Origin of the sequence: Mycoplasma anserisalpingitidis, assembly GCF_007859615.1 — a bacterium.
Lineage (GTDB): Bacteria > Bacillota_I > Bacilli_A > Mycoplasmatales > Metamycoplasmataceae > Mycoplasmopsis > Mycoplasmopsis anserisalpingitidis.
Map to the genome: position 1 here is coordinate 449,200 of NZ_CP042295.1, position 15,850 is coordinate 465,049.

The following is a 15,850-nucleotide window of genomic DNA, read 5'->3' on the forward strand; positions in this document are numbered from 1 at the left end:
TTTACCTTTCTATTCTCCAGTTTCCTTATTGAGTTTGATAATGATATTGAATTTATCGAATAAAGTTGTAATTCTAGGAGTTTTACCAGTGCCATTAATTTGAAAATCTAAAGCATCAATTGATTGATAATTATTTGTTGAAGCAATTCATTTATCTTTAATTGCATTTTCAGTTAAAACATTATCAGCAAATTCAAGAACTTTATTAATCTTTTCTTCTTTTGTGTCCGTAGAATTTATTAGATAATTGATTCCATATGAATTACTATCTTTTAAAATTACAAGATTTGATTGCGTAGGTCAATGTGAATAAGCATAGAATGAATGAGAATTTGAGTATTTACTTACATCCGCAACTGGTTCAAATTGTCACTTCATAACCAATAGTGCAATAGATTTTGTTCCATTTCCTAAATCTTGGAATAAAGGTATAGAAATAAATGTTGGAATTCAAGCTATGTCACCATGATCATCAAATGAGTAAGTTGAGATAAATGATAATTTCACATCTTCATCAGAATTATATTGTTTACCATCAATAACAATATTCTTATTAGCATTACCCACAAAGTAAATACCACTAGATACTGTATTTGGACCAGTAGGTATTTCTACAGTTTTTGTGGGAGTATATTGAATTGTTTTGGTAGTTGAATAATCTGAAATTGCATATACCTTGTTTCCAGGAACATTTATTTTAAATGCTTCAAGTAATTTAGATAATGCGTTTCCATCTGTTCAACCAGCTTCAGAAAAGTGAAATAGACGTCTTCTTTCATCTTCATCATTAACACTTGAACCAGCATAACCTTTACCAACAAAAGGTAATAAATCTTTAGTGATAACTCCATACTCAAGAGTTTTGAATTTTGTTTGAACATTTGGATATGTATAAACCATTTGAGGAACACCACTAAAGTATGTATTACTTGCTACACTAGAGTCGAAAACGATTGCAAGATTATACTTAGCATTTTTATATCTTGTATCTGATTGGAATACTGTTTCAATTCACTTATCAGATGAATTATTTTTATAAATGTAAACTTTAATGTTATCGGTATTAAAAATTAAATCATTTGTAGTATTTTTAAGAATTGAGTAGGCATTAAAGTAGTCTAATAATTTTGTTTTTCCATTTAATAATATAGCTTCTTTAGAATCACCATTAACTGTAATTGTAGTTTTGTTAGTTGCTTCAGCTTCGATATCGGTAATGAAGTTTTCTAAAATATTACCATCTTTAATTTCTGAATATGAATAACGATATGAAGTTGAATCAGTTGGATTTACTAAATTACTTAATTCTAAGAATATATTTTCGAAGTTAACTCTTTCATTTAATCAATCTCTATATTTAATAGTTGCATTATATGCACTTGTTAAATAATATGTTGCTTCAGCAGTAGAAATTTTTGAAGTTTCAATTATATTTGCATTCATTGAATCAATAATATTCTTAATTGAAGCATACTTATCATTGTATTTTTGTATAAATTCATAGAATGGTTTAGATTTATCATTGTTTTGAACTAGTGTTTTGTAATTATCACCAGCAATTAATTCTAATAATTTTCCAACATCTTTTCTATTATTAATATAAGTATTTAATATAGTCTTAAGCGAATTAGTATCTTTAAATAATAATTTTTCATAAGCTAGCTTATCATCAATTAATTTTGTTAAGAAAGTTTTGTAACCAGTAAATACATCATTGTAATCTTTTGCTTTTTCTTCTTCTAATGTTGGTAAAACATCATCAGTAGTAAATGCAGTAACTTTAGAAGTATATTCAGTAATTAAAGTTTGTAAATTGCTGTTATCAAATTTAGTTTCAGTATTTAAATAATCTTTAATAGTTTTAGCATCATTAGTTCCATTAGTAGTAACTTGAGCATTAAATTTATCATAAGCATCTTTAAGGTTATTTAAAGTGATTCTTGAAGTAGACTTAATACTATTGTAAGCATTATCTAATTTAATTTTCTTACTTCTAATGTCATTATAAATGTGGGTTTTATAATTTTCATCTGCAAAATCTTTATCAGCATCAGGGATATTGATATTTGCTTCATCACCTATTTCATTTAATGCATCATCAAGATTTTTGTATTGAGCTTCACTAATACCGGCAATTGTTTTTAAAGCTTCGCTTGTATAATAAGTTGTATCAATCCCATTTTTGAATAAATCTCTATATAATTTTGATTTTTTAATTGATTCAACAATTTGAGCTCTCTCAAAATTGAATAATGCTGTTTTTTGATCTTTAATTTTTTCTCTAGCAGCATTCATTAAATCATTTGTATTGTTAATTCAATCAAAGTTTGAAAGTGAAGGTACAGTTAAACTGTCTAATGTTTGAACAGCTATTGCATCAAAGTCATTTAATTTTGGACTATTAGTTTGAGTATATTCAACAGCCATAAAGTTATTAATTCTATTTGATTCTCTAAGAAGTTGTTTTGCTTCAGTTAATTTTTTGTCTTGTAATTCGGCAATAATACCAAAGGCACTATCATTAATAGCAGAAATAGAACTTTCTTTTTCTTTTTCATTTCTATTATCAATATTTGTAATATTAGTTTTAGCTGTAGCAATGATTTGATCTAACTTAGCATAAAGAGCAATCATATCAGCACTTCCAACAAAATTAGGATGAGCTAACTTGTACTCTTCATACTTAGCTTTAACAGTTTCAGCATTTTTAATTTCAGTTTTTAAACTTAATGTATTTGCTTTAGCTTTTTTAAGAGAAGTTTCAGTATTACCTTCTAGGTATTTTTCTTTTAAAGAATCATAATAACTTTGAGATTTATTTCCTGAAATATTTTGAATTTCATTTTCAAGATTAGTAATAATTTTTTGTAATGGAGCAGCTTCATCTACTGTTAAAGTACCATTAGTAATATCATTTTCTAAACTAATTTTAGCTTTAGCATAAGCGTTTAATAAATCAATTCTTAATAAGTAGTTTTCAAGTGCTTCTTTTTTAGAATTAATTGATGTAGGAGAAATATCAACTACTCAAGCATTTTTATTTTCTTTAACTAATCTTTCAGTTTCAGTAATAAATGTAGAAATGATTGGTAATTGACTATATTGAGTGTTATTTTTAAGGTTTTGGAAATCCCCATTAGCTTTAACAACTTTTTCATTAATTAATTCAACTCCAGCTATATATTTATCTACTTGAACATGAATTAAGTTAAGACTTTGTTTTTTATCTAATGAGAAAATAAGTAAATTATTTGTTTGTGTTTCAATAGATTGAGTAAATTGGTAATTTGACTTATCTTTAATTTCAGGATTAATATCAGTATCTTTAGTACCATTAAAGGCCATCTCTTCAAGAGTTTTGTCATATGCTGCTGTTAATACAGTTTTAAGCTCATTGTGTAAATCAGTATTTCTTCCAGTAACAGTGAATTTTTTAAGCATTTCGTCTTTATATTCACTAACAGCTTTAAAATCTTCAAGTCTATCCTTGTAAATACGAGCTTTTTCTTTTGATTCAATATCCAAGATGTTTAAGTTACTATTGAATATAACTTCATTATCATTTACATCAATTAAAGCAGATTTAATAATTGAATCACCGAGGAATTTATATGATCATTCATGAATTTTCTTTTCATTATCACTTGTAGCTTTATCAACATTTGACTTAATTTCATTATATTTTGCAATATTAGTAATTTGCAATTCAACTAAATCACTAAATGAAGATAAGTTTTTGTTTAATTGAGTAATTTTTGTTACATTAATGTTTTCTAAATCTTTACCTAAATTATCCATTGATTCTCTTAAATGAGTTAAATATGAATTAACTCTAGTTTGAGCGTCACTAGAAACTAGTGGTAAATTATTTTTAATATTTGTAGTACTATTTGTAACTTCAATATCATTAAGATTTAAGTTTGAAGTTATTTTATTTTGTAAATTAGATAATTTAACATCAAATTCTCTAATGTTTTTAAGAATTGTTACTAAACTTGTAATTTCTGTTGAAGTTTTGTTAATTTTGTCAGCACTTACATCTTGACTATCATATGTTTCTCTTTGTAATTTTGCTAAAGATTCGAGTTTTTCTTTAATTTTTGTTTGAATTTCTGATGCTGGGTTTAATTTTGCAATAACATCAATTTCATCCTGAGCAACTCTTGCAGATTGTGAGGCTTTTTGAATTAGGTTAAAATTAGATTTAAGAGTATTTAATTTTTGTTGAACATCTAATAATTCACTCTTTGCTGTTTCTAATGAATTTGAATCAGATGAAAGTTGATCGTATTTAATCTTAAGCGCTTCATCTTTGATCTTTTTAACTGTATTAGCAAAAACAGTTGCAAATTCTTTATCATCTAAATCACTTGTTATATTTGATTGTGACTCGGTATTGAATTCACTAATTTTGTCTAATAAGCTATTTTTTAACTCATCAAATGTTAAAGAATCATTATATGCTTTTTCAATATTATTAGTTTTAGTAACTGTGTCTTGAAGTAATGATTCAAAATCAGGATTAGTTAACTTATCAAAACTGATTTGGTTTTTATCCATTGCATCTTTAAGAGGCTGTGAATCAATTGAATATTTTCTATCTTCTTCAGGTTTTTTAGCATCTTCGTCTAAAACAACAATTCTGTCGATAACATTTTTAGCACCTTCAGCGTATTTTTTAGCAGCATCAATTAATTTCTTAGCATTTAAGTAATCATTAAGAGAAGCTTCAGTATTGTCTTTTACACTATTGTAAATTTGATCAATTGTATCTTGAATATTGTTTTGGTATTTATTTTTTAATTCTTCAACTTCAGCATTAGTATTGAAACTTTCAACCATGAAATCTTCTACAGCTTTTTTAGCAGTATCAAGTTCATCTTTAGCATATTCAAATCTAATCTTATCTTTGATATTTGCTAAATCTTCCATTGTTGTTGTAGATTTACTACTATTATCAATTAATTTATTAAATTCAGCTTCCAATTTACTTAAATATAATGGGTTAACATTATTTTTAAGAGCTGACTCTTTATATTTTTCAAGTTCTGTTTTAATAAGTTGGACTTGATTATTGTAATTAGTGTCTAATTGCTTTTTAGCTAATTCAGCATTATTTTTAGCTTTGTTAATTTCTGTTATTAAACCAATTAATTCACTATTTTTATTTACTATATTATCATCATTAACGATGTTTTCATACTTTTGTTTGAGTTCATCATATAGTTTTTGATATTTTTTTTGTTCTTCAGAGTATATAGCTCTATTATCTACACTATCTGGTTTAGGAAATACTTTGTCTAATTCTTTAAGAGCTTCTTCAGTTTTAATTTCATTACTAATTTGAGTAATAGCATCTCTTATTTTTTTAGTTTTTTCTTGAATAGTTGCAAAACTATCTTCAGCATCGATTTTATTAGCTAGAGCTACATTAGTCATTTTTTTAAGAATGAAATCTCTATTATCATCAGATAAGTTTTTAATTTGTTGTTGAGCATTATTTAATGTTTGAGCTAATTCTATATTCGCTTGAACTCTAAAGTTAAAATCATTAATTTCATCAGCGGTTTTTGAACTGTTAGCATCTGTATATGCTTTTGAATCTTGAATTAAATCATCGATAGATTTATTGATAGTATCGAAAGGTTCACCAGTAAGCTTGGTTTTATTTACACTAATATTATCAACTGTATTAACTAAATTATTACGAGCAACTTCTTTGTTTAATTTTTCATCTATGTATTCAACTTGATCTAATTTATCTTTTAGCCTATTGTTTGAATCATTAGAAGAAAGAATGTAATCAGGATTTGTTTGTTCAGTTTTAATTAAATTATCAATTACATCTGTTAAATTGTTTGCTTCATTGATTAAATCTTCAGGTTTGTGATCACCAAAGTCATAGTATTCAGAATTTTCTACATCAATTTTTAACTTTTTGTTAGCCACTTCTAACTGATGAGCAGTAGCAATATTATTTCTTAATGTAATCATTTCATCATTAAGTTTGCTTTTTTCAGATTCAGTAATATTAGGATTATCTAACTTAGTTTTAATTTCATTTAATTTATTTTTTAATGCTGTTTGCATTGGAGTATCTTCATCATTTTCACGATCATTAACAAATTCATAATTGATTTTGTTCATAGTATCTTCAAAGAGTCTATTTCCAATGATTGCATCTCTAAGTTCTTTATAGTCATTGATCTTGTTTTTTAATTCTTCACTCATTTCATCAACATTTAAAGTATCTAAATCTAATACTTTATCGTTATTTGCTGATATTGTGTCTGTTATGTCTTTTGCAGCATTTTTTAATGCTTGACGTAATACTGGGTCTATTTCATTTGTTACTTCTAGAGATTCTTTAGCTATTGCTGAATAGTCTTTAAGTTTTTCGGCATTTTCTTTAGCTAATTCAGCTTTTTTCATTAATTCATTAATTTTTTGAACTTTTTCTTCGTTAGATAATGAACTATCTTCATTAATTGAGTTGATTTCTTCTTTTAATTCACTAAAGAATTTGTCAACATTTTTTTCTAAATCTGCATCAACCTTAGAACTATCAAATCCTTCAATACTTGAATTTCAAAAATCATCAAGATTGTTATTGAATTCATATCTGTTTTCAAGTTTTTGATTATTTTTAAGAAATTCTCTTAATAATTCTTCTTTAGGTTTAATTTGAGATAAAACTGATTGAGAATTAGGATTAGCTAAAGACTCAGAAGAATTAATTAAAGCCTCAAGACGTTTTTTACTATCTTCATCAATGTAATCTTTTTCTAAGTATTTTTTGTTAGCTTCAGCTAAATCAGCTAATTCTTTTTTGTGAAGATCTTTAAGTTGAGTGCTTAATTCATTAAATTTATTAAACATTGCTTTAAATTTTTCTTCATTCTTAGGATAAGTATTTTTAAGAGCTTCTAAATCTTCTTTAAGTTTGTTAGCAACTTCTTTATCAACATTTAATCCGTTTGCAACTAAATCATCTAAATCTTTAATTGAATCATTAATTTCATCTTTAAGTAAAAGTTGATTGTTAATATTTGAATTAAAATCAGCTAATTTCTTTTCTAAGTCATTAACCGTTTGATCAAAATCAAGAATTGCTAATTCATCTGAAGTTAATGAATTGAATAAATTATCAAGGATATTAGCGAAGTCGCTTGTTACTTTTCCTTCATTGATTAATCTGTCAAGTTTATCTTTTGATTTATCAAATTCATTTCTTAAAGCTAAAACTTTATTTTTTGAGTCTTCTACTTTTCTTATTGCATCAATTAAGTTAGATTTGTCATTTAATTCTGAGTTAGATAACTGTTGTGTTAATTCATTGAATTTATTTTTTAATGCTTCTTCATTTTTTCTAAATTCAAAATTAGTATTTAGACTATTGTTTAACTCTTCCTTTAATTCTTCTACAGACTTGTCATATTTTGAAGCGCTATCAATGATAGAATCAAGTTTTTTGTTTAATAAGTCATAATTTAAGAAGTAATTATCTTCATTTGGTGCTTCTGATGTTGATTTAATTAAATCATTGATTTGTTTTTCAATTTCTTGTTTAACTGATTGATCAAGATTTTGAGTTTTTAAATTTTCTAATGCTGCATTTGCTTTTTTACGAAGTTTTTCAAATTCTGAAATATTTTTATTATTTTCATTAATTGCTAAATCAATTAAATCATTTAATCTGTTTGATAAAATTTCAGAAGTATTAGCATCTAAATTTTCAACATCATTAGCATTTTTGATAAGGGACTCAATTTGACTTCTTAAATCATTCGAAATAGCAAAGTTAGGATCATTCAATAATCCATTAGCTCTAATAATAGATTTTTCTAAATCTTGGTTAGCTAAATTATCTTCATTATATAGACTAGATAATTTGTTTTCTAATTCATTCAACAATTGATTTTTTTCATCTTTAGAAGAAGCGTTTTTAATTTCTTCTTTGTATAAATCAATTAACTCACTAGCTTTTTCTTTTGTAGAAATATTTTTGAATAATTTCTTTAAGTCTTCAATTGAGTTATCTGTTGTTCTATCATTTCTGATATCATCTCTAACTTTTTCAAAAGCAACTAAATATTCAGTTTTATTAACCAACTCAAAAACTTCATCAACTGAAACAGAATTAGATTCCATTTTGTTAACAATTTCATCATAAAGTTTTAACAATTCACCAGAAACATTCTCTGCCCCTAATTCCTGAATAAGTTTTTCAATTTCATTTTTCTTAGAAATCAATTCTTCAAATTTAGTGTTTTTATTAGAATCATCTTTTAAGAGTTTATTTTCATGAATTGAAAATGTATAAGCTCCTAATCCTAAAGCAACACCAGCAGAAACTGCTGTTGAAGTATAAATTATTTTAGATTTCTTATTTTTAATACTCATAATAACCTTTCGTACTCTAAAATTTATTTAATTTGAAAATAAAAAAATTAACATTTTTTATTAATATTCTTATTTGTTTAAATTTTAAATGTTTATATAAATTTGTGAAGTTGCAACTACTCTTTTTGTAATAATGGTTCCATAAATATGGAACGATGCTTTTAATGCTATAAACAAGATGAAAAAGTTATTTATATATTTTTGTTTTTTCATATTCAAAATCAAAAAAAAAAAAAAAAAAACTTATTTTTTCGTTTTGTTGTCTTTCAAAACAAAAAAATAGTCTTTCCTTTATAAAAATCCAAGTATATTAAATTGAATATTTTTTGGTTTTGTGTCTATTAAATTCACAACACCTAACTCAATATTTTTTGTGATTTCTTTTAACACTAAATCAATTTCAGCATCATGTTTAATTTTAATATCAATAAAAATATTGATATTTTTTTTGTCATATTCAAAACTTATTTTTGGTTCATTAACCATTTTTACTTGTTTGTTTGAATTAAAACTTTGTTTTATTACTTGTTTAAAAGCACTTTCTTGAACAGAGAAAAATTGATTTAAATTAAAATCAACTGTTACAAAATTCATAATTAGTTACTTCTTCCGACGTATTTACCAGTTTCAGTAGAAACAATAATTACATCATTTTCTTTAACGAACATAGGTGTTTCAAGTTCAAATCCTGTTTCTAAAACAACTTTCTTTTGAGGATTAGTTGTTGTGTTACCTTTAACAGCATCAGGAGCTTCTGTAACCTTTAATTCCACATTAATAGGTAATTCAACATCAAGAACTTCAGATTCAAATACACGAATTTGAACTTCACTCCCCTCTTTAAGGAAGTTTAATTCTCATTCGACATTTTTAAGAGGAATTTCAACTTGTTCATAGGTTTCATTATCCATTAACACAATGTTTTCTCCATCGTTGTATAGGTAGTTCATTTTTCTTTTATCAATATGTGCTGGTTTAACACGATCCCCACCAGTAAATGACTTAATTGTTGTTGAACCTGTACGCAAGTTTTTAACCTTAGCTTTAACGTTAGCTTGACCACGTCCTTGTTTTGAGTGTTGAGCTTCTAAAACAACAAAAATATCACCTTCATCTTGGAATGTTATACCAGGTTTAAATTCATTAACATTAATCATCTTGACTCCTTAAAATAATTTTAAATATTATACATAAAACAACAAAAAACAACAACCATAAAGGTTGCTGATTATAATGATTGTTATTAACTTACTTTAACAGCGATTTTTAATACACCATCTTTACGGCTTTCAAATAATTCGTAAGCTTCAACGATTTTATCAAAATCATATTCATGTGTAACAAGTTTTGTTGTATCAATCATTCCATTTTCAATTAATTGCATTAAACGACGCATTCTTTCAGATCCACCAGGACATAATGATGTTTTAATTTGGTGATCTCCAAGACCTGCGGCAAATGAATCAAGCGGAATTACTAAATCTTCAGAGTAAACCCCGATTGATGATAGTTTACCTCCAGGACGTAAAACTCTTAAACATGTTTGGAATGTTGAGTTAAGTCCTAAACATTCAACAGCAGCGTCAGCCATACGCCCATTTGTAATTCTTCTAACTTCTTCAACAACATCTTTGTTTTTAAAGTTAATTGTGTGTGTTGCTCCATATTTTTTAGCCATTTCTAAACGAGCTTCTTCACCATCAACAGCAATAATTGTTGAAGCTCCTAATAATTTAGCACCAATTGTAGCACTAAGTCCAATAGGTCCTTGAGCCACAAGAACAACTGTATCTCCTAAAACAATATCAGCATTTTCTGAACCTTTAATTCCTGTTGAAAGAATATCAGGACACATTAAAACTTGTTTGTCTGTTAAAGTTGCAGGAATTTTTGCTACGTTAGCCATAGCATTTTTAACAAGAACATATTCTGCTTGACATCCATCTTCGATGTTTCCAAATTTTCATCCAGCAGTTGCTTTATATCCGTAAACTTCTCCAACTCCGTCTTGTGAACCTTGTCCATATTGACAAGCTGCTATAAATCCACTAGGTGTAATAGCTCCAGCAAGAACTCTTTCCCCTAATTCAAATCCAGTAACATTATCACCATATGCTGCTACTGTTCCTACTGATTCGTGTCCAATTGTTAAACCAGGAACAACTGGGTATTCACCTTTTTTAATGTGAATGTCTGTTCCACAAATTGTTGTTGTAGTAACCTTGATTAAAAGGTCATTTGGTCCAACTTGAGGAACTGGTTTCTTAACTATTTCGATTTTTCCTTTAGCTTGAAAAACTAAAGCTTTCATTTCTTTTGGTAAACTAATTGATTTCATAAAATTCCTTTCATTAAATTGTACATTTAAATTATATTTCAATTCAAATAGAATCGGTGTATAATCTCATTTTTGCATATATAATATGGAATTTTTTTCAATTTTACCACTATTAAATTTTCAATTTTCTACCTTATATATATTATGAATATTTTAAAATGAAAAAAGCACCATACTTGGGTGCTAGCAAAATTTTTCAGAACAATAGTTACTTTGATCAAAGTACTCTTCTCACATCGACTATCTAAAATCAATTATCAACTTTTGAATCATCGAATTTTGTTTCATCTTCATCTAGATCTAAGAAGTTTGAATTAAAGTCATCATTTTGAGTCTCAGAATCGTTTTCGATCTCCAAGGTATCATAAACTAATGTTTCTTTTTCTTCTTTAACTTCATCTAATTTAGCTTCAGCTTCATTTTCTGAATTTAAATTATTAATAATATCGACTTCATTATTTTTTGATTCTTCAATTACATTTGTTGCAGCTTTATTAGCTTCAACATCTTTTCTTTCAATTACACGCCCGGCAATAACTGAAACTTTAAATAAGTCAGTTTCACCTTCGATTCTTTCTTGACCAATAATAATGTCATCTTCATCAATTGAACTATTTGTATTTAAGAATTTATTAACTTCATCTACAGCAGTTTTAATTTCATTTAATGTTGCAGATTTATCATATTGAATGTTAATTAAAAATCTTTCAGCTCCACAGATTTCTGTTGAATATAAGTTATTTTGGAATGCTTTTTCAACCGCTTTGGTTGCACGGTTTTTTCCTGACGCTTGTCCAAGTCCAATAAGTGTTAATCCTGATTTTTCAAGTATTCTACGCATATCAGCAAAGTCAATGTTGATTGTTCCTATTCTGTAAAGAATATCATGTATGGTATTGATGATATTTTTAAGATAAACATTTGATTTTGTATAAGCGTCATCAATAGGAACATCACCATATTGTTGTAACAATCTTTCGTTTGAAAGAACAATGTATGAATCAACTTTTTCTTTAAGTTTTTCAATACCTTCTTTTGCAATTCTAGTACGTTTTCTACCTTCTGTAGAAAAAGGTGTAGTTACAATAGCAATTGTTAATGCACCATTATTTCTGGCAATTTCGGCCACAACTGGGGCAGCACCTGTACCAGTACCACCTCCAAGACCAGCAGTAATAATTACAACATCTGCATCTTTAAGTTTCTCTTCAATTTTACGAGAGCTTTCTTTTGCTCTTGCTTGCCCAACTTCTGGATCACTACCAGCACCTAATCCACGAGATTCTTTTCCAAGTGCAAGTTTATTTGGACATTTATTTTTTGCAAGTGCTTGTGCATCAGTATTTGCAACAATAAATTCAACTGAAGGGTATTTTTCTAATTCCATCATTTGAACAGCATTATTACCAGCACCACCGATTCCGATAACTTTTAACTTAATTTTTGCAGTGTTTTCATTAATTAATTGTTCATCTAAATCGTCTTTTTGAGTTTCTTCAACCACATTGTCATCAAAAGGGTTGTAGAAATTTGATTTTTTAACTTCTTGTTGTGTGTTATTTTCTTGCATGTTTTCTCCAATTTTTATTTAGTGATTGCATATCATATTTTGTTTAAAAATGATTTACGCGGATTGATCTCGTTATTAATTCTATTAGTGATTGTGTTAACTGTTTTGTTTTGATCTTCTTCATCAAGTTTAGTCATTAAGTTTGATTGTAAAATAGCAATATCATTATTTAAGAATATACTTTCGGAATTATCCTTATATAAATTGTGCACTTTATTAAGATTGAAAGCTGATGGATTCAAATTGGTTTCGATTATGTTAGCCAAAACACCACTTAAGGCTAACATATTGATTTTTTGATCCTTGAGTTCATCACAATTTAGAAATTCTGATATTAACTTTATATAGCAAGCAGCAAATTCATCAAGCATCTTTTTGATGGACACCACTCCATCATCGAGAATATTAATGTTTTTGCTTTTTGTTAAATAACGAATAATATTTTGAATATCTGTATTAGATTTTGTTACTCTACTATTTTGGTTAATCATCTCATAAATTTTATCCATACCCACGGATAAACGTTTATATTTAATAACTGCACCATTGTAAATAAGCGAAAGTGATGAGTACGAATCTTCAGTGTCCAATAATAAGTTAAATCCGTCAAATTCTTTATAATAGTTTGCTAATGACTGAGTTTTAATAAAGTAATTAACTTTATCAAAGTTGTATTCAAATAATCTTTGAATATTGTTGAGCGTTTCAATATCTGTAGTCACAAATGCAGAATTTTTTGAAATTAATTTGCTAAATTGCTTATTAAGAGGGAATTGCAAATATTCTTTAACTGAAACTTTTTGGTAAGCTAAGTATCGGTAGCTTTTAATTGTTACTGGAATGTATTCACTACTGTGAAAATGCTTTGATAATTGTAAACTTAATTCATCTTTAACTCTTTTATCTGCTGAAAAACATTCTTGCAAGTAATGTGTTTCAATGAGTTTAATTTCTAAATTACTTAGGACATCATCATTAAAGATAACATTTGTAATAACATTTTTATTCAAAGGAAGGTTGTTAAGATATTTTTTAATAGAGTCAAACATTTTAGTAATGTCGCTTGAGTTAACTGGAATTAACTTTTCGCTCACTCTAACTGTTTTTTGTTTTGTTTCACAGTCTTCCAGAACTGTTCAACTAATATAATTTTTGCTAACTCTAAAATCTAAAAAATATTTTTTCATAACCACCTCCCTTCTAAATTAAATCTTGCTTAAAATTCTTAATTTAGCACTTCTTGAGCGTTTATTTTCTTCTAATTCACGTTGTGAAGGAATTATCTGTTTGGCAGTATATTTTTTTTCTTCTATAATCGGCATCTTAATTGGAAGATTGCTTGTAATTAAATCCTTAAAAAAATTTTTTACGATACGATCTTCTAAAGAGTGGAATGTAATAATACTTAATGATGAATTGCTTTTTAATAAGCTGACTGCATCTTTAAGCATCAGTTCAAGCGATTCGAACTCACTGTTAGTTTCAATTCGTAATGCTTGGAATACTGCTTTTGCAGGATTTTTTGCTCTAAGTAGAGCGGCGGGATATGCACTCTTTATAACATCAACTAATTCTAAAGTTGTATCAATTGGTCTACACTTTACAATTGCCTTCGCAACTCGCATAGCAAGCTTTACATCAGCGTATTTTGTAAAAATGTTAGCTAATTGTACATCAGTATAATTGTTAACAATATAATGAGCATCAAGACCTTGTTCTTGATCCATACGCATATCAAGTTTTGCGTCTTTATTGTAGCTAAAACCACGTGAAGCATCATCAACTTGAGGAGAACTAATTCCTAAATCAGCTATGATTCCATCGACTTGAGTAATTCCAAGTTTTGCTAATTCGTGTTTAATATATCTAAAGTCACTTTTAATAATAGCAAAGCGATCACTAATTTGACTAAGAGCTTCGCTTCCTTTTTTTATTGCGAATTCATCTTTATCAAAAGCGATCAAGAAACCATTTTTATTTAACCTTTTTAGTATCTCAGCTGAGTGACCACCCATACCAAGAGTTAAATCAACATAAATTCCGTCTTCTTTAATATTTAAACTTTCTATAGTTTCTTTTAAGAGAACTGAATAATGTAAATTCTGATTCATAATTAACTTTCTATGTTAGATAATTCTTGAGCGATTTGTGAAATTGTATCATCATCATATGCTGATTCAAATTCATCGTAGCGTTCTTTGGACCAAATTTCAACAATTGATCCAACTCCAACAAAAACTACATCTTTTTGGATAGCTAAGTTTTCAAGTATGTTCTTTGGTAATAAGAATCTACCAGCAGAGTCAAGAGTAATGTTTATAGCTCTCCCAAGAATACTTCTGCGAAGAGCTCTAGCGTTTTTGTTAAACATACTTTGCTTTTCAATGGTTCTGGTATATTCAATGAAGTTTTCTTTACTTCTAAGTTCACCATTGCCGTCAAAACCTATAGTTAGATAAAAATCACTTCCTAACAAATCTCTAAAGTTTGTTGGAAGCACAATACGATTTTTATCATCGATTTTTCTTTCGACTGTTCCGAACACACTTCCTCCCACTATCCACCACAATTTTACATCATTTCATATTTTTTTGTAAAAATATTGAAAAATTTTTTTAATAAAAATAAAAACAGCAACTTATGTGAAAACTTTTCACAAAGTCACTGTTAAAACTTACTTACTTTGTTGATTTAATCAACCTAAACCAGCAGTTACATCACTAACTTCTCCAACTAGTGAAACAATATCATCGATTTCTAGCTCAACATCACCACTTGGTCTAAGTACACTTCCGTTTCTTTTGATTAAGATAATTGTAATTTTTCTCTTGTTAAAGTCTAAATCTTTAATTTTCATTTTTGATAAATCTGGATTTTTAATTGTAGTAGTACCTACTACAAAATTTTCACTTAGTTCTTGTAAATTTTCTGAAAAACGAATTAAATTTTCATTGGCCGCAATTAAAGCGGTTCTAATTCCAGATTCATGCTCGGGTCGAATAATTTGAGTTACTCCAATTTGTTTGAGAACTCTAGCATGTCTAGCGCTGGTAGCACGAGCAATAATATTTTTAATATTAAGTTCTAATAAAGCTGCTACAATCTCGATATTATCAGGACAAGCAACAACTACCGTTTCCATTTGCTCGATATTCATTGATTTTAGTGCTTTCATATCAGCTGCATCAGCAATTACAATTCTTTGAACTTCATTTTCAAATATTTTTGCATTATCTTCTTTAGCATCGATAATGAAAACACTTTTATTCATTTTTAATAATTGACTTACAACCGCTTGCCCAAATCTACCAAGTCCAATTACACAAATATCTTTTTTATGTTTAATCACCATAATTACCTCAATTTATTAATGTAATTTTAACAAATTCTAACTATATTAATAATTAGAACAGTTTATTATTATCAATAATTGATACTTACGAAATTACTAAAAAGCATCACAATATAAAAAGATATTGATTTACTTGATACTACCATCACATTCCTAATACTTTCAGTAGATGCTCTTATATTTGGGG

The 15,850-nt window shown here is 27.3% G+C and carries 10 protein-coding genes; all 10 read right to left on the reverse strand.

The genetic code is table 4. The features are described from left to right. Nucleotides 1-9: 9 nt before the first annotated feature. Nucleotides 10-8,403, reverse strand: coding sequence for a hypothetical protein (locus FRW55_RS01800; protein WP_146368482.1), 8,394 nt, complete (start codon nt 8,401-8,403; stop codon nt 10-12). A gap of 84 nt (nt 8,404-8,487) precedes the next feature. Continuing rightward, nucleotides 8,488-8,616 (reverse strand): hypothetical protein, encoded by a 129-nt coding sequence (locus tag FRW55_RS04210; protein WP_272898365.1) that lies wholly within the window; start codon nt 8,614-8,616, stop codon nt 8,488-8,490. A 78-nt stretch (nt 8,617-8,694) separates the two neighbouring features. Next, the gene (locus FRW55_RS01805) at nt 8,695-8,997 is read right to left on the reverse strand and encodes an MMB_0454 family protein (protein WP_146368483.1); all 303 of its coding nucleotides are present in this window, start codon (nt 8,995-8,997) and stop codon (nt 8,695-8,697) included. A gap of 2 nt (nt 8,998-8,999) precedes the next feature. Then, nucleotides 9,000-9,560: an elongation factor P gene (efp, locus tag FRW55_RS01810; protein WP_146367370.1), complete on the reverse strand. Its 561-nt coding sequence runs from the start codon at nt 9,558-9,560 to the stop codon at nt 9,000-9,002. 86 nt (nt 9,561-9,646) lie between these two features. Continuing rightward, the gene (locus FRW55_RS01815; RefSeq protein ID WP_146368484.1) at nt 9,647-10,741 is read right to left on the reverse strand and encodes a zinc-binding dehydrogenase; all 1,095 of its coding nucleotides are present in this window, start codon (nt 10,739-10,741) and stop codon (nt 9,647-9,649) included. Between the two features lie 244 nt (nt 10,742-10,985). Beyond that, nucleotides 10,986-12,311, reverse strand: a complete 1,326-nt coding sequence (gene ftsZ / locus FRW55_RS01820) for a cell division protein FtsZ (protein ID WP_146368485.1) — start codon at nt 12,309-12,311, stop codon at nt 10,986-10,988. A 14-nt stretch (nt 12,312-12,325) separates the two neighbouring features. Then, entirely contained in the window at nt 12,326-13,498 is a 1,173-nt protein-coding gene (locus tag FRW55_RS01825) for an MAG3720 family protein (RefSeq protein WP_146368486.1), read from the reverse strand. An 18-nt stretch (nt 13,499-13,516) separates the two neighbouring features. Next, on the reverse strand, nt 13,517-14,422 hold the full coding sequence (gene rsmH, locus FRW55_RS01830; protein WP_146367374.1) for a 16S rRNA (cytosine(1402)-N(4))-methyltransferase RsmH: 906 nt from the start codon (nt 14,420-14,422) through the stop codon (nt 13,517-13,519). A gap of 2 nt (nt 14,423-14,424) precedes the next feature. Further along, nucleotides 14,425-14,856 (reverse strand): division/cell wall cluster transcriptional repressor MraZ, encoded by a 432-nt coding sequence (locus FRW55_RS01835; RefSeq protein WP_146368487.1) that lies wholly within the window; start codon nt 14,854-14,856, stop codon nt 14,425-14,427. Between the two features lie 129 nt (nt 14,857-14,985). Beyond that, the gene (locus FRW55_RS01840) at nt 14,986-15,663 is read right to left on the reverse strand and encodes a potassium channel family protein (protein WP_146368488.1); all 678 of its coding nucleotides are present in this window, start codon (nt 15,661-15,663) and stop codon (nt 14,986-14,988) included. Nucleotides 15,664-15,850 lie beyond the last annotated feature (187 nt).